The organism is Tabrizicola sp. (genome assembly GCF_034366665.1).
Classification (GTDB): Bacteria; Pseudomonadota; Alphaproteobacteria; order Rhodobacterales; family Rhodobacteraceae; genus Tabrizicola.
The window spans coordinates 11,317-37,317 of the sequence record NZ_JAXMMF010000015.1 but is presented as its reverse complement, the minus strand read 5'-3'; the positions used below and the strand labels follow the sequence as shown (position 1 = coordinate 37,317).

General features: G+C 67.3%; 16 protein-coding genes. 4 read left to right on the top strand and 12 right to left on the bottom strand.

The window, feature by feature from the left end:
• Window positions 1–60 precede the first annotated feature (60 nt).
• The 4 genes from U1E69_RS01860 to mnmH form a co-directional block, all read right to left on the bottom strand.
• Entirely contained in the window at window positions 61–183 is a 123-nt protein-coding gene (locus tag U1E69_RS01860; RefSeq protein WP_322242352.1) for a hypothetical protein, read from the bottom strand.
• 374 nt (window positions 184–557) lie between these two features.
• Complete coding sequence (smc, locus tag U1E69_RS01855) at window positions 558–4,013, bottom strand: chromosome segregation protein SMC (protein ID WP_322242351.1); 3,456 nt, start codon at window positions 4,011–4,013, stop codon at window positions 558–560.
• A gap of 175 nt (window positions 4,014–4,188) precedes the next feature.
• Window positions 4,189–7,047 (bottom strand): error-prone DNA polymerase, encoded by a 2,859-nt coding sequence (locus U1E69_RS01850; RefSeq protein ID WP_322242350.1) that lies wholly within the window; start codon window positions 7,045–7,047, stop codon window positions 4,189–4,191.
• A 36-nt stretch (window positions 7,048–7,083) separates the two neighbouring features.
• Window positions 7,084–8,133, bottom strand: a complete 1,050-nt coding sequence (mnmH, locus tag U1E69_RS01845; RefSeq protein ID WP_322242349.1) for a tRNA 2-selenouridine(34) synthase MnmH — start codon at window positions 8,131–8,133, stop codon at window positions 7,084–7,086.
• A gap of 100 nt (window positions 8,134–8,233) precedes the next feature.
• Between mnmH and U1E69_RS01840 the strand changes: the two genes are divergently transcribed.
• The gene (locus tag U1E69_RS01840; protein ID WP_322242347.1) at window positions 8,234–8,839 is read left to right on the top strand and encodes a DUF1287 domain-containing protein; all 606 of its coding nucleotides are present in this window, start codon (window positions 8,234–8,236) and stop codon (window positions 8,837–8,839) included.
• Between the two features lie 87 nt (window positions 8,840–8,926).
• On the opposite strand, the gene U1E69_RS01835 is transcribed toward U1E69_RS01840, so the two are convergent.
• Together U1E69_RS01835 and argE are read right to left on the bottom strand one after the other, a co-directional pair.
• Window positions 8,927–9,337 (bottom strand): fasciclin domain-containing protein, encoded by a 411-nt coding sequence (locus tag U1E69_RS01835; RefSeq protein WP_322242346.1) that lies wholly within the window; start codon window positions 9,335–9,337, stop codon window positions 8,927–8,929.
• 240 nt (window positions 9,338–9,577) lie between these two features.
• Window positions 9,578–10,933: an acetylornithine deacetylase gene (gene argE, locus U1E69_RS01830; protein WP_322242393.1), complete on the bottom strand. Its 1,356-nt coding sequence runs from the start codon at window positions 10,931–10,933 to the stop codon at window positions 9,578–9,580.
• On the opposite strand from argE, the gene U1E69_RS01825 reads away from it, so the two are divergent.
• A complete protein-coding gene (locus U1E69_RS01825; protein ID WP_322242396.1) occupies window positions 10,847–11,527 on the top strand; it encodes a hypothetical protein in 681 nt (226 codons plus the stop codon). The genes argE and U1E69_RS01825 overlap by 87 nt on opposite strands.
• A gap of 109 nt (window positions 11,528–11,636) precedes the next feature.
• The gene (locus U1E69_RS01820; RefSeq protein WP_322242344.1) at window positions 11,637–12,452 is read left to right on the top strand and encodes a hypothetical protein; all 816 of its coding nucleotides are present in this window, start codon (window positions 11,637–11,639) and stop codon (window positions 12,450–12,452) included.
• Between the two features lie 118 nt (window positions 12,453–12,570).
• Here U1E69_RS01820 and U1E69_RS01815 read toward each other — a convergent pair whose 3' ends face one another.
• Genes U1E69_RS01815 through U1E69_RS01800 form a run of 4 tightly spaced genes read right to left on the bottom strand, consistent with a single transcriptional unit; the run spans window position 12,571 to window position 15,922 of the window.
• Window positions 12,571–13,167, bottom strand: coding sequence for an ABC-type transport auxiliary lipoprotein family protein (locus U1E69_RS01815; RefSeq protein ID WP_322242343.1), 597 nt, complete (start codon window positions 13,165–13,167; stop codon window positions 12,571–12,573).
• 3 nt (window positions 13,168–13,170) lie between these two features.
• Complete coding sequence (locus U1E69_RS01810; RefSeq protein ID WP_322242341.1) at window positions 13,171–14,076, bottom strand: MlaD family protein; 906 nt, start codon at window positions 14,074–14,076, stop codon at window positions 13,171–13,173.
• Window positions 14,076–14,867 (bottom strand): ABC transporter ATP-binding protein, encoded by a 792-nt coding sequence (locus U1E69_RS01805; protein ID WP_416200248.1) that lies wholly within the window; start codon window positions 14,865–14,867, stop codon window positions 14,076–14,078. Before U1E69_RS01805 ends, U1E69_RS01810 begins: the two co-directional genes overlap by 1 nt.
• Window positions 14,867–15,922 carry an ABC transporter permease gene (locus U1E69_RS01800; RefSeq protein WP_322242340.1) on the bottom strand — a complete coding sequence of 352 codons (1,056 nt, stop codon included), beginning with the start codon at window positions 15,920–15,922 and terminating at the stop codon, window positions 14,867–14,869. The genes U1E69_RS01805 and U1E69_RS01800 overlap by 1 nt, the downstream gene beginning before the upstream one ends.
• Window positions 15,923–16,304: 382 nt before the next feature.
• Here U1E69_RS01800 and U1E69_RS01795 point away from each other — a divergent pair, with 382 nt between their 5' ends.
• Window positions 16,305–17,306, top strand: coding sequence for a sensor histidine kinase (locus U1E69_RS01795; protein ID WP_322242339.1), 1,002 nt, complete (start codon window positions 16,305–16,307; stop codon window positions 17,304–17,306).
• Here U1E69_RS01795 and U1E69_RS01790 read toward each other — a convergent pair.
• Together U1E69_RS01790 and U1E69_RS01785 are read right to left on the bottom strand one after the other, a co-directional pair.
• On the bottom strand, window positions 17,303–25,816 hold the full coding sequence (locus tag U1E69_RS01790) for a GH36-type glycosyl hydrolase domain-containing protein (RefSeq protein WP_322242337.1): 8,514 nt from the start codon (window positions 25,814–25,816) through the stop codon (window positions 17,303–17,305). The genes U1E69_RS01795 and U1E69_RS01790 overlap by 4 nt on opposite strands.
• Window positions 25,813–26,001: a hypothetical protein gene (locus U1E69_RS01785; RefSeq protein WP_322242335.1), complete on the bottom strand. Its 189-nt coding sequence runs from the start codon at window positions 25,999–26,001 to the stop codon at window positions 25,813–25,815. Before U1E69_RS01785 ends, U1E69_RS01790 begins: the two co-directional genes overlap by 4 nt.

Genomic DNA, 26,001 nt, shown 5'->3' with positions numbered 1-26,001 from the left:
GGATGCCGTCGGTTTTCGCCATCCGCTCCGCCGTTTTCGCCACGGCGCGCGAACGTGAGGTCAGGGCTGGGCGGCTTGTTCGATGGCCGAGAAGGGCGACCAGGCGGGGGGCAGCTTGGCAACCTCTTCCTGCGCCCAGGCGAAGAGGACAAGGATCGTGGTGGTGGAAAGGAGCATCTGCATGTTCAGCCCTTGGGTACGGTTTGTTCACGGACCGTTCTGACTGATTCTGCTTTCCAACCAGTTAACCAAGCGCCCGCGTCGGACTTTACAATTTGGCAAGGAATGCCCATCATCCTAAGCATTCGGTAGTGACTATCTTTCAGGGTCCTCACCTTGAAAACGACCCGGCGGGGTGGCACCCCCGACGGGTCTCCTTCATTTCAGGGTCAGGCCCCGATCAGAAGGCGGATGATGGTGACCAGCAGCGTTGCCGCCGCGATCCACACCATCCACTTTCGGTAGTGCTTTTCCTCCAGTTTCCTCACCTCCGTTCACCGCAAGGGTTTGCGGCCGGGTCAGGGGTAAGGGCGGATGGTTAACTAACCTATACCGTCTTACGCGACCAGCGCTTCGGCCTTCTTGAGGTCGACGCTGACAAGCTGCGACACCCCTTGTTCCTGCATCGTCACGCCGAAGAGACGGTCCATCCGGGCCATCGTGACGGCATGGTGGGTGATGATCAGGAATCGCGTTTCGGTGCGGCGGGTCATTTCGTCCAGAAGGTCGCAGAAGCGGGTGACGTTGGCGTCGTCGAGGGGGGCATCCACCTCGTCCAGCACGCAGATCGGGGCGGGGTTGGCGAGGAAGACGCCGAAGATCAGGGCCAGCGCGGTCAAGGTCTGTTCCCCGCCGGAGAGGAGGCTGAGGGTCGCCAGCTTCTTGCCGGGGGGCTGGCAGAGGATTTCAAGGCCGGCCTCCAGCGGGTCGTCGGATTCGACCAGGACCAGACGGGCTTCGCCGCCGCCGAAAAGGTGGGTGAAGAGGGTGGAAAAGTTGGCGTTGACCTGTTCGAAAGCCGTCAGCAGCCGTTCGCGGCCTTCCTTGTTCAGGCCCGCGATTCCAGCGCGCAGCTTCTTGATCGCCTCTTCCAGGTCCGCCTTTTCGCCCGCCAGCGCGTCATATTCCGCCTCGACGGTCTTGGCGTCCTCTTCGGCCCGCAGGTTCACTGCGCCCAAGGCCTCACGCTGGCGCTTCAGGCGGCCGACGTCCTGGTCCAGCGTCTCGGCGTCGGGCATCTTGTCGGGGTCGGTGCGCAAGCTGGTCAGAAGTTCGTCGGGGGTGCGGTCGTCTTCCTCGGCGATCCGTTCGGCCGCAAGGGCCACGCCTTCGCGGGCAGCATCGAGGCGGGCTTCGGCACGGGCACGGGTTTCGCGGGCCTCACCGGCGACGCGTTCGGCTTCGCGTTCGGCCATCGACGCCTCACGCAAGGCGCCCTCGGCCCCGGCCAGGGCATCGGCGGCTTTGCGGCGGCGTTCTTCGGCCTCGGCAATGGCATCGACCAGCTCGTCGCGCTTGGCTGCGATTTCTTCGGGGGCCTGCATCGCCTCGGCCAGTTCCTCGGCGGTCTCGGCGCGGCGTTCAGTCAGTTCTTCGGTGCGCTTCGAGGCGGTTTCCAGTCGGTGCTTCCAGCCGGAGAGTTCCTTCGTCGCTTCCTGACGGCGGCGGGTCCGGGCCTCGCCCTCGCGTCGCACTTCGTCCTGCGACGACCGCCGCGTCATCATGGTGATGCGTGCCGCTTCGACGGTGATCTTCGCGGCCTCGACGGCCCCCCGCGCGGAGTCGAGATCGCCAAGCTCTGCCACTGCCGCCTCGGCCTCTTTCAGCCGGGCGCGGGCGGCCATCGCTTCGTCCTCGAACCGGCTGACGGCAAGCTTCGCGGCCTCAAGCTTGCCGCCGGCGATGGAGCGATCCGCCTCGGCACGGGCCAACGCGCGATTCGCTTCTGCCAGCCGGGCATCAGCGGCGCGGCGAGCATCGCGAGCGCGCTGGTCAGCGGTGGCGAGTTCGGCCAGCCGGGCTTGCAGGGACTCATGCGCCTGACGCGCACCGTCGGCACGGGCGGCGACGTCTTCAAGGTCGCGCTTAATCTGCACCAGGCGGTTCAGCTGCTGCAAGCGCAGCGCCGCCGCGGAGGGGGCATCCTCGGCCCCGGCGCGGAACCCGTCCCAGCGCCAGAGGTCGCCCTCGATGCTGACCAAGCGCTGGCCGGGACGCAGGCTGGCTTGCAGCACAAACCCCTGTTCGCGGCTGACGAACCCGATCTGCGAGAGCCGACGCGCAAGGACCGCAGGCGCTTTCACATGCATCGCCAAAGGCTCGGCGCCCGATGGCAAGGGTTGCGCCTGGTCATAGGGGGCAAGCACCGCCCAGCCCGACCGCGCGTCGGCGGTCACCTCGGGCGCGCGAAGGTCGTCCGCCAGCGCCGCACCCAGCGCCTTCTCGTAGCCCGGCTCCACCTCCAGCCGGTCCAGCAGCTGATGCCCGGCCTGCGATTCCCGTTCCACCAGACGGGCCAGAGCCGCAACTTCGGCCCGCAAGGCATTCGCCTCGCCCTCGGCCGAGGACCGCGCCGCCCGCGCTTCGGCTTCACGCCCCTGTGTCTCGCCGCGCGCCACTTCGGCCGCTTCCAGCGCCGCCTCGGTCGCCTCGCCTTCGGCCAACGCAGCTTCCTGCGCCTCTTCGGCCGCGTCGAAGGCCTCGCCCGCCGCTTCCAGCGCACCGGCCGCAGAGGCAACGGCCTCGCGCGCTGTTCCGGCCTGATCTTCCGCCCGCTCCAGCACGGACCGCGTATCCGCCAGCATCCGCTGGGTCGACTGGTGCCGTGCCACCAGCCGTGCCGCGTCTTCGGTCAGTTCAGAGAGCGCAGTCTCGCGTTCCGCCAGCACCGCCCCGGCTTCGCGCGCGGCCTCCACGGCTTCGGCAAGCTTTTCGTCATGCCCGTCATGGGCGCGGGCGAGTTGTTCGATCTCCCATTCCAGCCGCTCGATCACCTCGCCCGCGTCGCGGTTCAGACCGGCCTCGCGGTCCATGTCGCGAGTCAGCTGGTCGATCCGGCCGCGCAAGGCATCGATCTGCGCCAGCGCGCGGGCCTCCTGGTCGCCCAGCGCGTCGCGTTGCAGGACCAGACGCTGCAGGATGGCGGCCGCGATGGCCTCTTCCTCGCGCTTTGGCGGCAGGGCGTCTTCGGCGGCCTCACGGGCTTTGCCCGCACCACGCGACGCCGCTTCGGCCTGAGATTGGGCGATCAGCCGCTCACGCAGAGCCGCCTCGGCCTGGCTTCGCGCCTCATCCGCCTCGCGCCAGCGCCGCCAAAGGAGCATGCCTTCGGACTTGCGCAACTCCTCGGAAATCTCCCGATACCGCGCCGCCTGCTTGGCCTGCCGGGTCAGGACCGACAGCTGCTGCGCCAGGTTCTCCAGCACGTCATCGACGCGCAGTAGGTTCTGCTCGGCCCCCGACAGCTTCAGTTCCGCCTCGTGCCGGCGCGCATACAACCCGCTGATCCCGGCGGCTTCCTCCAGCACCCGGCGGCGGGCCTTGGGCTTGGCGTTGATCAGTTCCGAGATCTGCCCCTGACGCACAAGGGCCGGGGAATGGGACCCGGTGGAGGCGTCGGCGAACAGCATCTGCACGTCGCGCGCGCGGACATCCTTGGCGTTGCAGCGGTAGGCGGACCCGGCGTCGCGGGTGATCCGGCGGACGATCTCGATCTGGTCGGCGTCGTTGAAGCCAGAAGGCGCAAGGCGGTCCTGGTTGTCGATCACCAGTGCGACCTCGGCAAAGTGGCGGGCCCCCCGCGTCGCGGCGCCGTTGAAGATCACATCCTCCATCCCGCCACCGCGCATGGCAGAGGGGCGGTTTTCGCCCATGACCCAGCGCAGCGCCTCCAGCAGGTTCGACTTGCCGCAGCCGTTGGGGCCGACAACGCCGGTCAGCCCCTCATGGATCACCAGATCCGTGGGGTCGACAAAGCTTTTGAAGCCGTTGAGGCGCAGGCGGGTCAGACGCAAGGGGTCACTTCCGAGTCGGGTGGGCGATGTTCCCGCCAGGGGCGGCAGGAGTCAACCCGATGCCCCCGCATATGGCCGATCCCTGCCCCGTTATCCCCAAGATGTTGCGGTTTCCGCCTGTCCCGCGGATGCGCCGTTGGCGGGGCCTCGATGGCCGCGACGACGGCTCCCCGTTTCAGGCAGCGTCCAGCCAGGGACGCAGCAGCGCCATCGGATGCGCCCGCAGGGTCAGGCGCATCGACACGTAATCCTCGACCACCGCCTCGCCCGTGGTCATCTCGCGGAAGCGGACGGCGGGCTCAATGATCCCCTCGCCCTCGATGTCGGTGGCGAACAAGGGCAGCGGTTCGTCCTTGGCCAGCGCCGCAGCCGCCCACAGCGCATCGCGGCGCGACAGGCCCAGCGCGGCGAAGGCATCCGCCTCGGCCAGCCTGCTTAGCGTCGCGGGGCCGACACCAGCGCGGCGCCAGACATCCTCGACCGTCAGGTAGCCGTTCCCCCGCGCCCCGGTGATCCAGCGCGCCTCCTCCTCGGCGATGCCCTTGATCTGCCGGAACCCCAGCCGCAGGGCCAGTTCCGGCGACCGCCCCGCGCGGTCAAGCCATTCCATCCGGTTGTCCCAATGGCTGGCCTGGATGCAGGGCGGCAGAACGGTGACGCCATGTTCGCGCGCATCGCGGACGATCTGGGCCGGGGCGTAGAACCCCATCGGTTGGGAGTTCAAAAGCGCACAGGCGAAGATGCCGGGGTGGTGCCGCTTGATCCAGGCGCTGGCATAGACCAGAAGCGCAAAGCTGGCCGCATGGCTTTCGGGGAAGCCGTAACTCCCGAACCCTTCGATCTGCGCGAAACAGCGACGGGCAAAGTCCTCGTCATAGCCCTTGGCCAGCATGCCCCCGATGAACCGGTCGTGGAATTCGCTGACCGACCCGTGCTTCTTGAACGTCGCCAAGGACCGCCGCAGCCGGTCCGCCTCATCGGGCGTGAACCCCGCGCCGACGATGGCGATCTGCATCGCCTGTTCCTGGAACAAGGGCACCCCCAGCGTCTTGCCCAGCACCTTTCCCAGCTCGTCCGAGGGGAAACTCACCTGCTCCTGCCCGTTCCGCCGCCGCAGGAATGGATGCACCATATCCCCCTGGATCGGCCCCGGCCGGATGATCGCCACCTGGATCACCAGGTCGTAGAAGCACCGGGGCTTCATCCGGGGCAGGAAGTTCATCTGCGCCCGGGATTCCACCTGGAACACCCCCAGCGAGTCCGCCCGGCAGAGCATCCGGTAGGTCTCAGGGTCCTCGGGCGGCAGCGTCGCCAGGGAAAACCGCTGGTGATGGTGCTTGTCCAGAAGGTCAAAGGCCTTGCGGATGCAGCTCAGCATCCCCAGCGCCAGGATATCCACCTTCAGGATTTTCAGCGTGTCGATGTCGTCCTTGTCCCAGGGGATGACCGTCCGGTCCTCCATAGTGGCGTTTTCGACGGGGCACAGCTCATCCAGGCGGCCCTCGGTGATGATGAACCCGCCGACGTGCTGGGACAGATGCCGGGGAAACCCCTGGATCTCGTCGATCAGCTGCATGGTCTGGACCAGCCGCGTGTCCGTCGGGTCAAGCCCGATCTCCTTCAGCCGCGTCTCGGTCACCGCGCCTGGCCCACCCCAGCCCCAGATCTGGCTGGACATGGCGGCCAAGGTATCCTCTGACAGCCCCATCGCGCGGCCCACCTCGCGCACCGCCCGCTTGCCGCGATAGTGGATCACCGTGGCACACAGCCCCGCCCGGTGCCGCCCGTAGCGTTCGTAGATGTGCTGGATCACCTCTTCCCGACGCTCATGTTCGAAGTCGACGTCGATGTCAGGCGGTTCGTTCCGGGCCTCACTGATGAAGCGCTCGAACACCATCGTCCCGATTTCCGGACTGACGGACGTCACGCCCAGCGCATAGCAGACGACCGAATTCGCCGCCGACCCCCGCCCCTGGCACAGGATGCCGCGCGCCCGGGCGAAGGCCACGATATCATGCACCGTCAGGAAATAAGGCTCGTACCGCAGCTTCCCGATCAGGGCGAGTTCATGCGCCATCTGCGCCCGCGCCCGGTCGGGGGGGCCTTCGGGATAGCGCCACTCCAACCCCGCCTCGGCCAGCCGGGCCAGCCGCTGGGACGCGGTTTCCCCGCCCGATACCTCGGACGGATATTCATACTGCAGCTCGTCCAGCGAAAACGCCGCCCGCGCCGCGACCTCACCGGCCCGGGCCACCGCCGCCTCATGCCCGGCAAACAGCCGCAGCATCTCGCCCTCGGACCGCAAGCGGCCTTCATTGTTCGGCAGCGCCTTGCGGCCCAGCTTGTCCACCGGAACCCCCAGCCGGATCGCCGTCAGCACATCGGCCAGCCGCCGCCGCCGCCCGTGGTGCAGGAACGGCAGCGCCGTCGCCACCGTGGGCACGCCCAGCGCCGAAGCCACCTTGGCCAACCGCTGGAACCGCCCCGCGTCCTGCCCGTCATAGCGCGGCGCCATCCCCAGGCTTACCTGCCCCGGAAACCGCGCCGCCAGCCGCGCGACATGCCCGCGCCAGAGCCGCCCCTCCATCACCTCGCCCACCGCAGCCAGCGTCAGGCGCTGGTCGGGCGGCAGCACCAGAAGCTCCAGCCCCTCGCCCCACTCCATCAGGTCCGCCAGCTCCAGCCGACACTGCCCCTTCACCGCCCGCAAGCGGCCCAGGCTGAGCAGCCGCGACAGCCGCCCCCAGGCCGCCCGGTCGCGCGGCAGACAGGTCACCTGGAACCCGTCCGCCAGCACAACCCGCGCCGCCGGGATCAGCCGCACCTTTGGCCCACCGTCCCGCGCCAGCTCGCGCGACTTGGTATGCGCCCGCACGATCCCCGCGACCGAGTTCACATCGGCCACCGCAATCGCCGCCATCCCCATTTCTGCGGCGCGCAAGATCATCTCCTCGGGGTGCGATGCCCCGGTGAGGAAGGTGAAATTCGTCAAGGCAGAGAGTTCGACGAAGGGCACGGGCAGCGACTCGAGCATGAACAAAGGCAGAACATACTGCCATGTTCCGCCGCTTCAGACCAGCCGCTTCACTGCCTCGGCCACCTGGGCGGCGATCCCTGGCAAAGCCTCGGGCCGCAGGTCGGGCGCTGCGACCTCGACCAAAGGCACCGCCATCCGGTCGCGGTGCTTGCCGTAGCGTGGGTCGTAGTGCCGTTCCATCAACCCATCGGCCAAAGTGGCGAACTGACCCGACGCGGCCAGCCCCAGCCACTGCTCGATCACCTCGGCCGGATGCGCCGGGCGCAACAGGCCCACCGTTGCCGCCAGCCGCCCCGCGTCCGACGTCAGGTCGGCATAGGCCCGCGCCAGATACTCCGCCCGCACCGGCCTTGGCGCGGCAATCGCCACCCGGGGGGCCGCGACCATCGCCTTCCAGATTTCCGGCGGCAGGCGGCAATTGCCGATCTTGGAACTTTCCGCCTCGACCACCACGGGCCGCGAGGGGTCGAGCCCCGCCAAAGCCAGCGCCAAAGCCCCCTCGAAGGCTTTCTGCGACGGCTGCGGACCCACGGACCCGAACAGCGACCCACGATGCCTCGCCAACCCCTCAAGGTCGATCACCTGCACCCCGAAGCCGGGCAGCAGGTTCAACACGTCAGTCTTGGCGGACCCCGTATTGCCGTCCAGCACGACGACGGGCGCCCTCACGGGGGTGTCATAAACCTCATGCACCACAAGGCCGCGCCAGGTCTTGTAGCCGCCGACCAAAGTCTCGACCCGCCAGCCGATCTGGGACAGGATCGTCGCGAAGGACCCCGAGCGTTGGCCACCCCGCCAGCAATAGACCAGCGGACGCCAGCCGCCCGGCTTGTCGGCCAAAGGCCCCAGCAGATGGATCGAGGCGTTCTTCGCCACCAGGGCCGCGCCGATCTTGCGGGCGGAAAAGGGGGAGACCTGCTTGTAGATCGTGCCCACCCGCGCCCGTTCCTCGTCATCCAGCACCGGAAGCGAGATCGCGCCGGGCAGGTGATCCTCGGCAAATTCGGCGGGCGCGCGCACGTCGATGATGTCATCGAAGCCATGCGTCGCCAGATCGGCCAGAGAGGTGAGGGTGATCGCCATCACGCACCTATTACCGACCCCGGCGGAAAGGTGCCAGCCCGTCCCGATCACGGGAAATCCGGACTACCCACGGGCGCGTGAACAGGGCATGATTCGTCCCATGCGTATCCTGGCCCTGATCCTGTCCATTGCGCTTGCCGCGCCCGCCTTCGCGGGGTCGGAACCCTCACGCCTGACCGCCGCGGCGCGCGACCAGGTTGGCGTGACCATGACCTATGATCCGGCCTATGTGACGCTGGAGTTTCCGGGCGGCGATCTGCCCCGCGACCGGGGCGTCTGCACCGACGTGGTGATCCGGGCGCTGAGGGATGCCTGGGGGATCGACCTGCAACTGGCGGTGAACCGGGACATGAAGACCGATTTCGCGGCTTACCCGGCGTTCTGGGGTCTGAGCCGGCCCGACCGCAACATCGACCACCGCCGGGTGCCGAACCTGCGGACCCTCTTCGCCCGCATCGGGGCCGAGGTTCCTTTGGACGAAGGCCCGACCCCTTTTCTGCCCGGCGACATCATCAGCTGGAAGCTGCCCGGCAACCTGGACCACATCGGCATCGTCTCGGACCGCCGGACGGATGCGGGCGTGCCGCTGATCCTGCACAACATCGGGGCCGGGGCCAAGGAAGAGGACATCCTGTTCGCCTATCCGATGACCGGCCACTACCGCATCGGCAAGGCCGAAGCCGAGCGGCTGAAGTCGCTGCAGTAGGTCGCGGCCTGCCCCGGCTTTCCCCCGCACCGCCATGAAAAAGGGGGCCACCGGCCCCCTGCACTCTTTATGGCCCGGACCGTCAGGTCAGGCGGGCATCAGGACGGTGTCGATCACGTGGATCACCCCGTTCGATGCCGCGACGTCAGCCGAGCTGACCTTGGCCGCGCCGACATGGACCGATCCGTCCTTGCCGGTGACGGTGACTTTCTCGCCGCCCAGAGTGGCGATGTCGGCAGTCTTGTCGGTGAACTCCGACGCCATGTGCGTGCCCGAGACGACATGCAGCTTCAGGATCGCCACCAGCTTGTCCTTGTTGGCGGGCAGGACCAGGTCCTCGACAGTGCCAGCAGGCAGTTTGGCGAAGGCGTCATTCGACGGGGCGAAGACGGTAAACGGGCCGGTGCCGCCAAGGGCAGAGGTCAGGTTGGCCGCAGTCAAAGCGGTAACAAGCGTCGAGAAAGCCGGGTTACCGGCCGCAGTTTCAACAATGTTCATGAAAGTCCTTTGGTGCGGACGGATGGCCCGCTTCAACATATATGGTGCGGTGAAGACAGATTGACAGGTGCGGGGCGGCCTTATCTGCTGCATTGCAGAAAATGCAGCGCTTTGACGCCGAAGCAACCGCACCTGCCGGGCCAATCACCGGTCAGAAGACAGTTGATAAAGGCCTGACGTCCCCAAAAAAGCCCTTGATTCCAAAGGTCGTCCGGCTTGCGCCACGCGGTGCGCCCCTTGTCAGATTCCCGCCTCCAGCCGATCCACCAGCGCCGCCAGCATCCCCCGGCACCGCTCCACCTGCTCGACCGCGACGAATTCGTCGGGTTTGTGACCCTGGGCCATCGACCCCGGCCCGCAGATCACCGTCGGGATGCCCAACCGGGCGTCAAAGAGCCCGCCTTCCGTCCCGAAAGCCACCTTGATCGTCGCGTTCGCGCCGGTCAGCCCCTTGACGAAGCGCACCACCTCGGCGTCGGACGGCGTGCCCAGACCGGGGTAATCCCAAAGCCGCTCCACCCGTATCGCGGCCTCGGGGAACTCGGCCCGCAGGGGGGCGATGATCGCCTCGGCCTCGGCTTCAAGTCGATGGATCAGGCCTGCCACATCTTCGCCTGCCAGCGACCGGATCTCGAAATCCAGGGTCGCGTGGTTCGGCACGATGTTGACCTGCACCCCACCCGACATCTTCCCCACATGCAGCGTCGTGTAGGGCACGTCGTAGTCGCCGTCCCGCAGCCCTGTCGCCGCCACCTCGGCCTGCACCCGCCGCACCGCCGCCAGAAAATCCCCCGCAAGATGCAGCGCATTCAAGGCCAGCGGGGCCAGGGCCGAGTGCCCCTCACGCCCCACACAGGTCGCCCGCAGCGCGACCTTGCCCTTGTGGCCGGTCGCGACCTGCATCCCCGTCGGCTCACCCACGATGCAGAAACGTGGCTTTACCGGAGCGGCCTCCAGCATGTCGATCAGCGACCGCACGCCCATGCAGCCGATCTCCTCGTCATAGGACAGCGCCAGGTGCAGCGGCACCTTCAAGGGACGTCGCGACGCCAGCAGCATCGCCTCGACCGCGCAGGCGACGAAGCCCTTCATGTCCGCCGCACCCCGGCCGTAGTAGCGCCCGTCGGCCTCGGTCAGCGCGAAGGGTGGCCTGGTCCAGTGCTGGCCCTCGACCGGCACGACGTCCGTGTGACCCGAAAGCATGACGCCCCCCGCCCCCTCGGGCCCGGTCGAGGCGTAGAGGTTCGCCTTGCCCCCCGCCGGGTCGGGGATCAGGAACACCCGCAGCCCCGCGCCTTCCAGCAGGCCCCGGACATGCTCCATGAGTGCCAGGTTCGGCTTCGAGCTGACGGTGTCAAAGGCAAGCAGGCGTTCCAGGATCTCGCGCATTGTCCCCTCCGCGGTTTGGACCCTGCTAGCGCGAAACCCGGCGGGCGGGAAGCTTTCCGCTCTTGTTCCTGCCCGTCCGCTTTGCCAGACTCGGGCGGCTGCCCCCTGTGAAAGCCCCCGATGCGCCTGCCTGTCCTGCCTTTTGTCCTGCTGCTTTGCGTGGCGTCCGCAGCCCGGGCCGAAGCGCCGAACCTTTCGCCCAACCAGGTCGGAGAGGCAGGCGCCGCGGCCCGGCTGATTCTGGCCCAGCGCAGCTATGAGGTGGCGCTGTCCAATGGCGACCCGGTCGTCCTGATCAGCGCCATCCGCATGGCGCGCGAGGTCACGTTGCGTGCTCCGGCCGCCTGGACAAAGACGACCGAGGGGGACCCGGACGCAGGCGCGCCCGAAGGCCGGACCGCTGCACCCGATCCGGCCGGGCCCGAGGCCATCGCTATCGCCCAGGGCCTTGCGGGCGAGGACCCGGACCTGCAGGACCTGGTCTACGACCTTGACGCGCAGCTGCCGCATGGCCGGCGACCGACGGCGATCAACGCACCGGCGTCGCTGGACCCGGGCCAGACCGACAGCTGGACCCTTGTGCTGGCTGGGGAAGCCACCGCCGAGATCGGGCTTATCGGCGACGGCGACACCAACCTTGGCCTGACGATTGCCGACGAGAGCGGGGCGCTGGTCTGCGCCCGTCCCGCCGCGAAGGCCCCGGCTCTGTGCCGGTTCACCCCGGCGCGGAACGGGTTCTTCACGGTCAAGGTGCGCAATCCGGGTCCGGTCCGGAACAGCTACCGGCTGGTCGGGAACTGATGCAAATGACCGAATTTGTCATGGATACCTGCCTTCTCAAGATCGTGAAGGCCTGCGAAGATCGGCACATTCCGTCCCGATGCGGGACGGCCAACCGATAGAGGCCGACATGACACTTAAAGGAATTTCGCTCGCACTCGCCACCACGGCACTGGTCGCGGTTGCCCTTCCCTCTCTGGCACAGGACAAGTCCGGCCCGAACGTCGGCGCTGCGGCCGAGGGGGCTGCTCCGGGGGCCGCTTCGACCATGACCCTGGCACAAGAGCTTTACGCCGTGGGCGTGGCCCAGGGCGATGCGGTGACGGTACTTGCCGCCGCCAAGCTTGCGGCGTCCATCGAGGTGGCCTCTGCCGAGCCGGCCGCGCTGGACCCGTCGAAGGTCACTGTCGATCAGGCAACCTTCGCCAAGAAGGCCGCCCCGTCGCCGGTTCCCGCTGCTCCGGCCCCGATGATGAACGACGGCACACCCCGCGCCGCCGCCAAGGCGACGTTCTTCACCGCCACGAACGAAGATGAGGGCGCCGCCGAGGCCCCGGCCACCGCAGAAGCGATGTTCGCCAAGGCCAAGGAGCTGGCCGCGGAAGACGAGGCGCTGCTGGGCGTGATCGACGATGCGATGGCAGAGACCGGCCGCGGGCGGATCGGCGGGGCGGTGGAATGGGTGTCGCGCCTGCCGGCGGGTCAGACCGACGTCTGGGAGATCCCCTACTATGGCAACTCCTACGCCGAGATTGCGGTAGTGGGCGACGGCGACGCGAACCTGGACGTGGCCGTGACGGACGAGAACGGCAATGTCATCTGCTATGACGTCAGCTGGTCGGACAAGCTGTATTGCGACTGGACCCCGGCCTGGGATGGCTACTTCTACGTCACCGTCCAGAACATGGGCGGATCGCGGAACAGCTACTACCTGCTGACGAACTGACGGGCAGGCGCGGCCCGGCGACGCCCAGCGAAGCGCCTGGGTTTCGGCTGACCCCTTTGAACAGGCAGCTGCCCGGTGAAATCCACACCGGGCAGACCTGAACCCGCTGCGTTGACGCTTATCGTGCCGTCCACAGGACGATATCCTGCAGCAGGCCTTGCATCGCACTGTCGAACGCCGCGACCAAAGTCCGGGTGTCGTCGGACCCGACCGTCGTGGCGCTGGAGAAGCGCCGGGAACCGACGATCCGCCGGTCGGATTCGCGGATCAGGGTCATCATCATGCTGATCCGGATGACGAATTCTGGCCCCGCCGGTTCCACCTGGAAATCCTGCAGCTCGGTCATCAGCGTGTAGTCCGGTTTCAGACCGTTTGCGGTCCGTCCGACAAGCCCGAACCCTCCCAGGTTCTGGAACGACGCGACCAGCAGCGTCTGCAGAAGGGCGGGGGCGGGTTCGGACCAGCGCCCGTCGGGTAGATACTGCGCCTGATAGGGGACCGGCTTGATCAGGATCCTGTCGGTCGCCAGCGCCCCGGCGGTGCTGGGCAATTCGACGATCAGATGGGCGCTGCCGCCCGCGGGCGCGCCCGTGCTGCGGGCGGGCGTCAGGGTGTAGGCGTCAAGCTCTGCCCCGGCCTTGGAAAGGGACGAGATCGCCCCGCAGCCCGAAAGCGGTGAAAGGGCGATGACAAGTGCAGTGGCGATCCAGCGCATTGTTCAATTCCTGTATTCGGGGGTTTGCGTGCCAAGAAGGAAGCGGCTTGGGTCACGGCCGATGCGGTCGGCCACCGCGCCGATGTTCGCAATCACCTGGCGCGCATCGGCCGCAAGGTCGCGGTATTGCGGCAGGGCCGAGCGGGCGAAGGCCTTCAGTTCAGTCGCGGTGTCCCCCACATCCGCCACGGTCGCCTTCAGGCCGTCGACAAGACCGGGGATGTCATCCTTGATCACCGCATCCGCACTTGTGAAAGCCGCTTCCGCCTTGCCCAGCGCAGCATCGGCACGGGCCAGCGTGCCTTCGGCGGTCGTGACCAGCTTTTCCGCGCGCGCCGCAATCGCATCGACGCGGGCGGTCACAGTCTCGACGTTCTGCAGGATCGCGGCGATGGCCTCGCGGTTTTCGGGGGTGGTGAACTGGCGCACATCCTCGATCAGGGCGATTGCCTCTTCCAGCAGATCGGGGGCGGCGTCCGTCAGTGCCTGCACGACCGAGGGCTGCGAGGCAATGACCGGGACCTCGGCGGGGGGGATCGCCTCCAACGGGTCGGACATCGGGCTGCCGCCTTCCAGGGCGACGAAGGAAACGCCGGTCACGCCCTGCGAGGACAGGGTCGCAACCGTGTCCTGCCGTACCGGAGTGGCGGCGCGGACCTCGATCCTGACGCGCACGAACTGGGGGTTCTGACGGTCCAGGTCGATGGACAGGACCTTGCCCACATCGACACCATTGTAGCGCACCACGCTGTCCTGGCTAAGGCCCGAGACCGTCTCGAACACGATGTCATACTGCGCGTACGAACGGTTGAGTTCGACCTGGGCCAGCCAGAGCAGAAAGCCCAGCAGGGCCGCCAGGGCGCCCAGCGTGAAGGCCCCGACCAGAATGTAGCGGGCTTTGGTTTCCATCAGGTCGCCCCCTGCAGTTGGGCCGCATGGGCGCGCGGCCCGTGGAAGTAGGACCGCACCCAAGGGTCGTCGACCTGCATCATTTCGGCCATCGTGCCGGTCACCAGGACCTTCTTCTGCGCCAGGACGGCGATCCGGTTGCAGGTGGCGTGCAGCGTGTCCAGATCGTGGGTGACCAGAAACACCGTCAGGCCCAGGGCCTTTTGCAGCGAGAGGATCAGGTTGTCGAACTCGGACGCGCTGATCGGGTCAAGGCCGGCGGTGGGTTCATCCAGGAACAGGATCTGCGGATCAAGCGCCAAGGCCCGCGCCAGGCCTGCGCGTTTGCGCATGCCGCCCGACAGCTCGGACGGGTAAAGATCACCGGCCGTCGCAGGCAGGCCCACCATCGCGATCCGAAGATCCGCCAGCGCGGCGCGGGTCACGGTGTCGATGGCCAGCTTTTCGCGCATCGGGGCCTCGACATTCTCGCGCACGGTCAGGGACGAAAACAGCGCTCCGTCCTGGAACATCACGCCCCACCGGTTCTGCACGGCTGCCGGGTCGCCTGTATTCGGCTCGGTCTCGGTGGGTGGATCGGTCAGCACCTCGGTCCCGAGGACGGTTATCGTGCCGGACGAAGGCTTCTGCAGGCCGACGATGCTGCGCAACAGGACGGACTTGCCGCTGCCCGACGCGCCGACCACGCCCAGCACCTCGCCCCGTCGCACGTCGAGGTCAAGGTTCTGGTGGACGGTGGTCTTGCCGAACCGGTTGGTCAGGTTGCGCACGGTGATGACTGCGTCCTCCATCAGACCCCCCAGACCGAAAAGAAGATCGAGGCCACGGCATCGACGACGATGACCAGGAAAATCGCGACGACCACCGACCGCGACGTGCGGCTGCCAAGCGAGTCGGTGTTTCCTTCGACCTGCAGCCCCTGGTAGCAGCCGACCAGCGCGATGATCATCGCGAAGACCGGCGCCTTGGACAGCCCGACCAGCGCGTGGCTGACGGTCGTGTTGGCGGCCAGCTGCGTGCGGAACATCGCGGGCGAAATCCCAAGGTCGATCCACGCCATCAGCGCGCCGCCAAAAAGACCGGCCATGTTGGCCACGAAGCCCAGCACCGGCAGCAGGATCAGCAGGGCGAGGACACGCGGCAGGACCAGAAGCTCGATCGGGTCCAGGCCAAGGACCCGCATCGCGTCCACTTCTTCGCGCATCTTCATTGACCCGATGGCCGCGGTGAAGGCCGAAGCCGACCGTCCGGCAACGATGATCGCGGTCAGCAGGATGCCAAGCTCGCGCAGCATCGAGATCGAGATCAGGTCGACGACGTAAATCTCGGCCCCGAACTGTTTCAGCTGCGACGCCCCCTGAAAGGCCAGCACGATCCCGATCAGGAACCCCATCAGACCGACGATGGGCACGGCATTCAGGCCCGCCTGCTGCATGTGATGGACCAAAGCGGTGATGCGCAGGCGCGATGGGTGCAGGGCGGTCAAGCCAAGACGGCTGAGGACAAGGCCCAGAAAGCCGACGGTCTTGCCAAGATCGGCGGCGAACACCGAGACGGACCTGCCAACGTCGAACAGCATGTCCCGGGCTTCGTGGTGCGGCAGACGACGGCGGCGCTTGCGGCTTGCGGGCATCGCGTCGGTGACAGTCTGCAAGAGCAGGGTCTGCGCGCTGGTGGCGTTTTCGACAACGACCTCGCGCCCGCTGGTCTTCTGTGCCGCCTGGAACGACGCGATGGCCCAGGCCCCAGCGGTGTCAAGCTGGGTGACTTCGGACATATCCACGACGCGGACGCCCGGTTGCCCACCCAGAAAACGGCGCTGCGTGTCCAGGTTGGTCAGGGTCACGGCACCGACAAGTCTGGCACGGGACGCACTTGCGTCCTCAGGTCCCTGCGTGGACATCGATCACTCTTGCGGGGTGCGGCGTTCGGCAATGACTGCCACGCCGCGCGGAAAACGCCATTGCCGGACAGCCTTTTCCACTCACACCCGTCCCCCTTGAACCATGAAAACCGCGCAGGCTGGTTGCGCCCCGGATCCGCGACTATGCAGAACCTAACGAAACCAAAGTGCAAACGGTTCCCTGCCGGGGTCACAGCCTTGGCAGCATGGGTAGCACGAGCCCCGAAAGCCCAGCGTCCGGGCCGGGTCATTGACCCCGGGGGTCTGAAGACCCATACACCGGGCTTGGCCGACCCTATCACTTTTTCCGTTAGTGGAGGCTTTCATGACCACCAGCAGCCGTTTCCACGCCCGTTGGGGCGAAGACTCTCTGCGCCGGGCGGTCGACGCGGCCGGAATTGCGCTGTGGGAATGGAATGTCGACACCGATGCGTTTGAAATGGACGAGCGCGGCTTCGCCCTGTGGGACGTCTCGTCGGTCGAGGCTCTGACGTTCGAGCATCTGTCGGCCAAGATACACCCCGCCGACCGGGACCGCGTCCGCGCGGCATTCTTTGCGACACGTGCGGTCGTCGGCCCCTACGAGATTGATTTTCGCACTCTGGTTGGGACCGAAGTGCGCTGGATCTCGGCGCGGGGGCGGGGCAGCGACGAGGATATCGTCAAGCGGGCGATGGTCGGCGTGTTTCTGGATGTCACCGGGCGCAAGCAGGCCGAGGAAAGCAGCGAACTTCTTGCTGGCGAGATGAGCCACCGGGTCAAGAACCTGTTGACCATCGCGTCCTCGCTGGCGCGCATCACCTCGCGGTCGTCCAGCTCGATCGAGGATATGCTGGCCCAGCTGACGAACCGGCTGACGGCGCTTGGCCGTGCGCATGATCTTGTCCGGCCTTTGCCGGGAAACGAAGGCGCGGCCGCCCTTCTGGGGGATATCTTCACCGTCCTTCTTGCACCCTACGACGACCAGGGGGCCTTCGCCGGCCGCGTCCGGATATCGGTGCCACGCATGGGCATCGGCGAACGGGCGGCGGGGTCCCTGGCCCTGGTCGTCCACGAACTGGCCACCAATTCGCTGAAATATGGATCGCTGTCCTCGAACGAGGGCGCGCTGGATGTGTCGGGCAGTGTGGCCGACCAGCACGTCACCCTGACCTGGACCGAACAGGGTGGCCCCGAGATTGCGACACCCTCCGAAACGCAGGGCTACGGCAGCAGGCTTTTGCGCGCCACGGTCGAGGGGGCGCTGGGTGGGTCCTTGAGCTATGACTGGCTGAAGACCGGGGTCACTGTCGCCCTGGAACTGAACAGCGAGCTTCTGTCGGTCTAGCCTGACTGGTCCACCCCCAGGGCGAAGGCGGGAGAGGTGGAGGCGCCGGTCGGCGACGGCTCTTCCCGCTGGCCCAGGGTGACCACAAGCTGATGGCTTCCGTCCCGCACCGGCCAGGACAACGTGCCCTCGGGCAGCGTAAGGGGTGCACCATCCAACTCGGCCGAGCGGATGCCTTGTCCGGTTCCGTCGGGGTTCAGGACCGTAATCCCGTAGCGTGCGGCTCCAAGCGTGATGGTCAGGGTCAGTTTGGGCCAGGACGGCGGCAGGCAGGGGTTCAAGGACAGCGTGTTGCCGGCACGGGTCAGCCCGATGATCCCCTCGATGCCCGCGCGATACATCCAGCCCGCCGAGCCGGTATACCAGGTCCAGCCCCCACGACCGGCGTGGGGCGGGGTCGAGTAGACGTCAGCGGCAACGACATAGGGTTCGACCTTGTAGCGCTGCGCATCGGCGTCGGTCAGGGCGTGATTGATCGGGTTCAGCATCGCAAAAAGCTGATGTGCGGCCTCGCCCTGCCCCAGCCGGGCCTGCGCAAGGATCGCCCACATCGCGGCGTGGCTGTACTGACCGCCGTTTTCGCGCAGGCCGGGCGGATAGCCCTTGATGTATCCGGGGTCTGCCGCCGTCCGGTCGAAGGGCGGCGTGAAGAGGAGAGCCAAGCCGGTGTCAGGTCGAACAAGGTGCTGGGTCATGGATGCCATTGCGGTTCGCGCGCGACCGGGGTCCGCAGCCCCGGACAGGACCGCCCAGGACTGCGCGATGCTGTCGATGCGGCATTCCTCCGAGCTGGCCGATCCCAGAAGGCTGCCATCATCATAGGTGCCCCGCCGATACCAGGTGCCATCCCAGCCCCGCGCCTCGATCGCCTCCGTCACCGATTTCGCATGGGCGCGCCAGCGGGCGGCCCGCCCTGGGTCCCGGCTGTCGGCGAAGGGGGCCATCAGATCGATGGTCGCGATCAACAGCCAACCCAGCCACACGCTGGTGCCCTTGCCGTCTTCGCCCACGCGGTTCATCCCGTCATTCCAGTCGCCGGTCCCGATCAAGGGCATGCCGTTGTCGCCGGTCAGCTGGATGGCCTGGTCCAACCCCCGGGCGCAGTGCTCGAAGAGGCTGGCCGTCGCTTCGGACACGTCCGGCCGGAAGAAGTCGTCATGCACCCCGGGGGGCACGGGCGGGCCCTGCAGGAAAGCCACCTGTTCGTCCAGGATCGCCGCATCCCCGGACACGGCGATGTAGCGCGCGACGCCGTAGCCAAGCCAGACCCGGTCGTCCGAGATGCGTGTGCGCACGCCCTGGCCGGAATGCGGCAGCCACCAGTGCTGGACATCGCCTTCCGGGAACTGGCGCGAGGCCGCGCGCAGCAGGTGGGCACGCGTCATCTCGGGCCGCGAGAAGGTCAGCGCCATCCCGTCGTGCAACTGGTCCCGGAACCCATAGGCACCGCTGGCCTGGTAGAAACCGGCTCGCGCCCAGATGCGGCAGGCCAGGGTCTGATACATCAGCCAGCCATTCAGCAGGATATCCATCGCGCGGTCGGGCGAGCGGACCTGGACCGTGCCCAGAAGCGAGGTCCAGTGATCCGTGACAGTGGCAAGCAGGTCCTTGGCATCGGCCGCGCGAAGCTGCTGAATCAGGGCGCTGGCGGCGGCTTCGCTTTCGGCCTGGCCGATCAGGAAGGTCAGCGTCACCGTCTCGCCCGGGCGCAGGGTCAGGTGGCGTTGCAGGGCCGCGCAGGGGTCAAGCGCCGGGCCTGTCGCCCCGGACAGGGGTCTGCCCTGCAGGCCCGCCGGCGCGGCAAGCGAGCCGCCGGCCCCGATGAACTCGGCCCGGTCGGCGGTCAGGCTGCTGACATCCGTGCCAAAATCGGCAAAGGCGACGCGGCCCGGAAAGGCAGTGCCGAAACTGTTCTGCGCCAGAATCGCCCCGGTCTGGGGATCGGTGCGCGTGATGATGTATGGCGCACTCGCCCCGCGTGAGGTGCCGAGGACCCATTCGGCATAGGCCGTGACCGACAGGGTGCGCGTCGTCGGGCCTGCATTGTGCAACCGAAGGGTGGTGATCTTGGCAGCGGCATCCAGCGGCACGAACTGGGTCATGTCGGCCGAAATGCCGTGAGCGTCATGCTGGAAGCGCGAATATCCGAAGCCGTGCCGCGCGATGTAGGTCCCGGGACCCCGAATGGGCAGCGCGGTCGGCGTCCAGACCTGGCCGGTCTCCATGTCGCGCAGATAGATCGCCTCGCCCGTCGGATCGCACACCGGGTCGTTCGACCAGGGGGTGATCTGGTTCTCGCGGCTGTTTTCCGACCAGATGTGGCCGCTCCCTTCGGCCGAAACCTGGAAGCCGAAGCCCGGATTGGCGACGACGTTGATCCACGGGGCGGGGGTGGTGCGCCCGGCTTGCAGGATGGTCACATATTCGCGCCCGTCGAGGTCGAAGCCGCCGGTCCCGTTGAAGAACTCAAGCTGCGGAAGGGCGGGCGCGGCAGCCGGGACCGGAAGGGGAAGCGGGCTTGCGGACTTGTGGATCGGTCGGACCGCAATCCGGGCCAGCTGGCTGGCAAGGTCCCCCCGGCTGGCGACCAGGATGATGCGCGCCACCGAGATCAATTGCTCGCGCGCGCCCATGTTCAGAAGGTCGGTCCGCAGCACATGGATGGTCCCGTTGACCGGGGCGCGCACGCCCGAGGCCCGGGGCCGGGACCGCGCGGCGCGCACGGCGCTTTCGATGGCGATCTGCAGGTCCTGCACATAGGACGACGTCCGGTCGTTCAGGACGACAAGGTCCACCGCGTGCTGGTGCATCTGCCAATATTCATGGGCGCTGATCGCCTGATGCAGGACGGAAATGTCCGCGGCATCGTCGATCCGCAGCAGGACGATCGGCACGTCGCCCGAGATCCCAAACGCCCAAAGCGCGGACTGCAAGGCCGCGCCGGACACGATCTGCCCGGGCGAAGCGCGCAGGCGCGCATCGTTGCGGATCAGCATTCCGCCAAGGCTCTGGAAATCGGCTGCATCGGCATGGGTGATGCCCAGATGCCGCAACTGCACCTGCGCCTGGGTCCAGGCCAAAGTTGCGGCGCGCGCGAAGGCCGAAGGGTCGCGGTGGCGGTCCACCAGGTCCAAGAGTGCGTCCGGCGTATCGGCCACCATCGTCCAGAAGGTCACGCGAGTGGTGCCGCCCGCCGGAACCCTGACCCGGCGGCGGATCGAGAAGATCGGGTCCAGCACTGTGCCGGTGGTCCCGGACAGGGGCTGGTCCATCATCACCGCCGAGCCGACATCCCGTCCGCGCCCGATGAACCTGGCGCGGTCCGTTTCGATCTGGATCGGGGCGGTATCCTCGCCTTCGACCACGGCGATATGGGCAGCCCAGACCTCGGGATCAGAGGGGGATCGACGGCGGCGGGTGGCGATGATGACGCCAAGTTCGGGCAGGTAATCCGTGACCACGAACATCTTGGAAAACGCCGGATGCGCCTGATCGGCCGCTGCGGGGGCCAGCACCAGTTCGGCGTAAGAGGTCACGTCGATTTCGCGGTCACGACGCCCGCTGTTGGTCAGGGTCACACGCCGCGCCTCGGCATCGTCTTCGGCCGAGACGACGACCTCGGTCAGCGTGGTCAGGCGCGGCATCTGATGGGTGAAGGCGGCGTGGTGTTCGCAGAAAACCGCCCGGTGCCGATCCTGCCCGATCCTGGTCGGCTGCACGCCGGCGGACCACACCTCGTCCGAGGCCGTGTCGCGCAGAAACAGGAACGACCCCAACGCGGCCTGCGCCGCTTCGGCCCGCCAGCGCGTGATGGCCATGTCGCGCCAGCGGCTGAAGCCTTCGCCCGTCGCGGTCAGCATCACCCCGTAATTGCCGTTGGACAGAAGGTGCGCGGTCGGCGGCTCGGCTGCGGGGTCTTCGAAGGCACGGACGGCGGGCGCGTCGTTAAGTTCGACCGGTGCCACCAGCACTTCGGTCGCACGCGGCGGGGCACTGGCGACATCGCGGGGGATACGCTCTTGCAGCAGAAGCTCGACGCCCTGGATCATCGGCTCGGCGTGGAACCGGTCGCGCAGCCGCCCGTTCCGCAGGGTGTTGGCGATGGCGGTGATCGTCATCCCCTGATGGTGCGCCATGAAGCTGCGGACGATGACCTGGTTTTCGCCCGACGGCACGCGCGCCGGGGTGAAGTCCACCGCCTCGTAAAAGCCGTGCCTCCCCTCGGCCCCAAGCTTTGCCAGCGTGGCATAATTCTCGACGGCGGCCACCGGGTCGATCATCGCGGCAAGCCCGGTCGCATAGGGGGCAACCACGCGGTTTTCGCTGAGGCCCCGCTTCAGCCCAAGGCCCGGCACGCCGAAGTTCGAGTACTGGTAGGTCATGTCCAGATCGCGGGCGTTGTACGAGGATTCCGATATCCCCCAGGGAATGCCCAGAGCCGCGGCATAGCTGCGCTGGCTGGCCACGATCAGGCGGGTGGTCTGTTCCAGCACCGATCCCGCCGGGGCCCGCATCACCAAGGACGGCATCAGATATTCGAACATGCTGCCCGACCACGAGATCAGGGCCGACCCCGATCCGACCGGGGTTGCCGCGCGTCCCAGCCGGAACCAGTGCCGGGTTTCGACATCCCCCTTGGCGATGGCGAACAGGCTTGCCAGACGCGCCTCCGAGGCCAGAAGATCGTAGCAGTTCGTATCCAGCCGGTTGTTGGCGACGGAAAAGCCGATGGAGAGCAGCTTCCGGTCCGGTTCCAGCAGGAAGGCGAAGTCCATCTCAAGCGCCAGACTGCGGCACAGGGTCTCGACTTCGTCCAGCAGAGCCGTGTCCACCGGGGCGGCCAGGTCCGCCAGATGGTCGGCAAGCGCGGACTGCATGGCAAGGGTCCAGAACTTTGCGTCCGACGCCTTGTCCCCGGTCAGGGCCACGGCGCTGTCCATCGGGCCTGTCAGCGTGGCAAGCGGCGTCGCGGGATCGGCCGCCGCCGCGGCAATCGCCGCAAGTGCACGGATCAGGTCCAGCTCCTCGGCATCGATGCCAAGCGACCGGCGGGCCAGGATGGCGCAGTCTCCCATCGCCTGACGCACCGCCGCTTCCCGCAATCCTGCGTCTGCAGCCCAGTCAGGACACGCCCGCGCCACGGCGATCAGGTGCCCCGCAAGGTTGCCACTGTCGACCGAGGACACATAGGCCGGGTCCAGCACCGTGAGGTCGCGGGTGTCGTGCCAATTATAGAGGTGACCGCGAAAGCGCGGCATTTGCTGGATCGTGTGCAGGGTGTCGCGCAGCCGCTGCAAGGCAGCCTGGCGTCCGATCCACCCCATGTCATGCGCCGCGACGGTGGACAGCAGGTAAAGCCCGATGTTGGTCGGCGAGGTCCGGGTGGCAATCGCGGGCCGGGGGGTCTCTTGGAAGTTATCCGGCGGCAGGAAGTTTTCCTCCGGGGTGACGAAGGTCTCGAAATAGCGCCAGGTGCGGCGGGCGATCAGCCGCAACTCTTGCGCCTGCGCCGGGGAAAGCGCGGCCACGGGCAGTCGCGCGCGCGGAAGGCTGATGGCGCGGGCAATGGCCGGTGCCGCGACCCACATCAGACCGAAGATCGCCGGCAGCGGCCAGACCCCGGGTTTCAGGACCCAGGCCAAGGCACTGGCGCCAACGCCAAGGGCCAGTCCGGGAAACATCGAGGCATATTGGCCGAGGACCCCGGGACGGGCGCTGCCGCCGATCTGAGCCGCTGTCATCCATTCCAGCAGATGCCGCCGCGAGACACGAAGCCGCCACGCGGTCCGCACGACCGCGTCGATCATGGTGGCCGCCGTATCGGCAAGCAGCGCCAGGCTGACCACGAACTGACCCAGCGCAATCAGGGTATCGGTCCCGAGGGCCGCGAAATGGCTGCTGAGCGTGACCCCACTGCGCGAAGGGAACAGGCCGAACGGCAAGGCCAGAAGCCGCGGAAGCGCAAGGATCGACAGCGTCAGGCCCGTCCACATCAGGGCAAGGGGCAGCGGCAGCATCCAGCCCGCAACAAGGGACACCAGCGCCACGGGCGCCAGCAGCGACCGGCGCAGATTGTCGATCATCTTCCAGCGCCCGATTGCCGGAACTCCGCCCCGATCCTGACGCCGAGTGCCAAAAATCCACGGCAGAAGCTGCCAGTCCCCGCGGACCCAACGGTGCTGGCGGCGGATGTCGACGTCGTGGCGGGTGGGGTAATCCTCGACCACTTCGATGTCCGAGGCGAGCGCGGCCCGGGCGAAGGTGCCTTCGAACAGATCATGGCTGAGAAGGGTGTTCTCGGGCACACGCCCGTGCAGCGCGGTCTCGAAGGCGTCGACGTCGTAGATGCCCTTGCCGGTGAAGGTCCCCTCGCCGAACAGGTCCTGATAGATGTCCGAGGTCGCCGCCGCATAGGGCTCGATCCCGCCGGGGCTGGAGAAGAGCCGCTGGTAAAGCGATCCGTCCTGACCGATCGGAAGGGCCGGGCTGACCCGGGGTTGCAGGATGCCGTAGCCGCCCGTGACCCGCTGCAACCCCGTGTCCAGCCGTGCGCGGTTCAGGGGATGGGCGATCTTGCCCACCATCTGCGCGACGGTCCCGCGCAACAGGCGGGTATCGGCGTCCAGCGTGATGACATAGCGGATATCGCGCGGCAAAGCGCTGCTGACCACGGCAAAGCTTGTGTCGGTCGCGCCGCGCAGCAGGCGGTTCAGCTCGACCAGCTTGCCGCGCTTGCGTTCCCAGCCCATCCAGACGCCCTCGGACGGGTTCCACAGCCGACGACGGTGCAGGAAATAGAAGCGCGGGCTGTCTTGGCTGGGGTAATTCGCGTTCAGCCGGGCAATCGCCTCGGTCGCGGCCGCGACAAGCGTGGCATCCTCTGCATTCGCCTCTGTTGCTGAATCCGGCCCATCCGAGAGCAAGGCATAATGCACCGCACCGCCCGCGCTGGACAGATGATGGATCTCCAGCCGCTCGATCTGTTCGGCGATGTCGTGGGGGCCGGTCAGCAGGACCGGGACCGCGACCAAGGTGCGCAACTCGTTCGGGATGCCCTTCGCCAGATCAAGGCCCGGCAAGGGTTTGGGCGCGACCGAGCGGGTGATCAGAGTGTTGACGATCGCCGTTGCCAGGTCCACGGCAAGCCACAGCGCCAGAAGGCCAAGGAACAGCAGGCTCAGCCTCCCTGCCCCGGCGTTCGCCATCACCAGCAGCGGCGGGATGAAGATGACCACGGCCACCAGCGCGATTGCCGCCAGATAACCACGCAATCCCCACCGGCCGATCTGCCGATAAAGCGCCAGCCGCGCGGGGGGACGGAAACCGATCCGGGCCTCCAGGTCGCGCCGACCCTCGCCGATCAGCCAGTAGCCTGCGTCCCGTCGATGCCCCTGGTCGCTGCTTGCCGCAAGCGCCAGGACTGCGTCGGTCACTTCGCCTTCGGACAGCGGCGCGTCCTGGGCCAGGATCTCGATCTCGGTCCGGTAGCTGTTGCGCGTCGTGAAATCCATCGCAGCATAGGTGGGGCTGTCGCGCAGGCGCGCATCGACCAGGCTCACCTCTTCGAAGAAGTCGGCCCAGTCCATCTCGGACGCCAGCCGCATCGAGGTGACTATGTTGCGCATGGTCACGTTCGACGCGCCAAGCCGGGTCTGCGTGTTGGTGATCACCTCTTCGACCGACGTGCCCTGACGGGAGAGGCGGTCCTCCAGCCAGCCCAGAAGGGGGGTCTGCAACGGGTCAAGGCCCCGCAACCGTTTGGCGATCTGGCTGGCAACGATTTCGGGCAGCGGGCCAGCCTCGTACCGCGCGACCGCGCGCTGCATCACCGAGAATGAACTGCCGGAATCGCCCAGCACCGCGTCGACGATGGCGTCCGCTTCCAGACGCAGGGCGTGCCCGTCGACGATCTGCTCGGCCAGTCGGCGCATGTTCTCGATCAGGACGATCCGCAGCGTGATCGCCACGGCCCAAAGCTCGCCGATCATCAGCGGCTGGACCTGCTGGTACGCCTGGACAAAGCGCTGCAGGACCGGACCGGACATCAGGCTGTCGGTGTGCGCGACATAGGCCCAGGTCAGCCCGAAGACCCGCGGATAGCCTTCGAAGGGCCCTTCGGCCAGTTTCGGAAGCTGCCGGTAATAGCCGGGCGGCAGATCGTCATGGATCTGGCGCAGCTGCTGCTCGACAAGATGGAAGTTGTCCAACAGCCACTCGGCCGCCGGCGCAATCACCTGGCCCGCTTGCAGCGCACCCGCACAGGTCCGATACGCCGCCAAAAGGACGTCGGCATTCTCATTGACCCGGCGGCTGAGCGGCTGGACGCGCAGCGACGGGCCCGCAGTGACCGGCTGGGCCGCGGCAAGACTGATGGCGTGATGCTCAAGCCGCTCGGTTCCGAAAAGGTCGCCCCGGATCGGCGCGCTATCCTGCCAGACGCCGGGGACCGTAGTGAACCCTGCACGGACCGACCCTTGCAGGCCTGCAAGCTTGCCTTTCCAGCCCGTCACTTAGCGGATGTCTTGAACTTTGGGTCGTTCATGACGGCCTTCTGGCTTTCCGCGATGGTGGCTTGCATCGGGTCGGAACGTTTCAGCGAACGAGCGCTGACGGCGTCTCTGTGATCGTCACACAGGTCGGCCCGAATGCGCCGTGTCATCAGCGCCCATTTGGTTTCGATCTGATCCCATTTCAT

Coding starts and splice junctions, on each gene's coding strand:
- U1E69_RS01810 (WP_322242341.1), bottom strand. CDS start 14,076: ATGGAAACCAAAGCCCGCTACATTCTGGTCGGGGCCTTCACGCTGGGC.
- U1E69_RS01820 (WP_322242344.1), top strand. CDS start 11,637: ATGACACTTAAAGGAATTTCGCTCGCACTCGCCACCACGGCACTGGTC.
- U1E69_RS01840 (WP_322242347.1), top strand. CDS start 8,234: ATGCGTATCCTGGCCCTGATCCTGTCCATTGCGCTTGCCGCGCCCGCC.
- U1E69_RS01785 (WP_322242335.1), bottom strand. CDS start 26,001: ATGAAATGGGATCAGATCGAAACCAAATGGGCGCTGATGACACGGCGC.
- U1E69_RS01860 (WP_322242352.1), bottom strand. CDS start 183: ATGCAGATGCTCCTTTCCACCACCACGATCCTTGTCCTCTTCGCCTGG.
- U1E69_RS01805 (WP_416200248.1), bottom strand. CDS start 14,867: ATGGAGGACGCAGTCATCACCGTGCGCAACCTGACCAACCGGTTCGGC.
- U1E69_RS01815 (WP_322242343.1), bottom strand. CDS start 13,167: ATGCGCTGGATCGCCACTGCACTTGTCATCGCCCTTTCACCGCTTTCG.
- U1E69_RS01795 (WP_322242339.1), top strand. CDS start 16,305: ATGACCACCAGCAGCCGTTTCCACGCCCGTTGGGGCGAAGACTCTCTG.
- mnmH (WP_322242349.1), bottom strand. CDS start 8,133: ATGGCGATCACCCTCACCTCTCTGGCCGATCTGGCGACGCATGGCTTC.
- U1E69_RS01825 (WP_322242396.1), top strand. CDS start 10,847: ATGCGCCTGCCTGTCCTGCCTTTTGTCCTGCTGCTTTGCGTGGCGTCC.
- U1E69_RS01850 (WP_322242350.1), bottom strand. CDS start 7,047: ATGCTCGAGTCGCTGCCCGTGCCCTTCGTCGAACTCTCTGCCTTGACG.
- U1E69_RS01835 (WP_322242346.1), bottom strand. CDS start 9,337: ATGAACATTGTTGAAACTGCGGCCGGTAACCCGGCTTTCTCGACGCTT.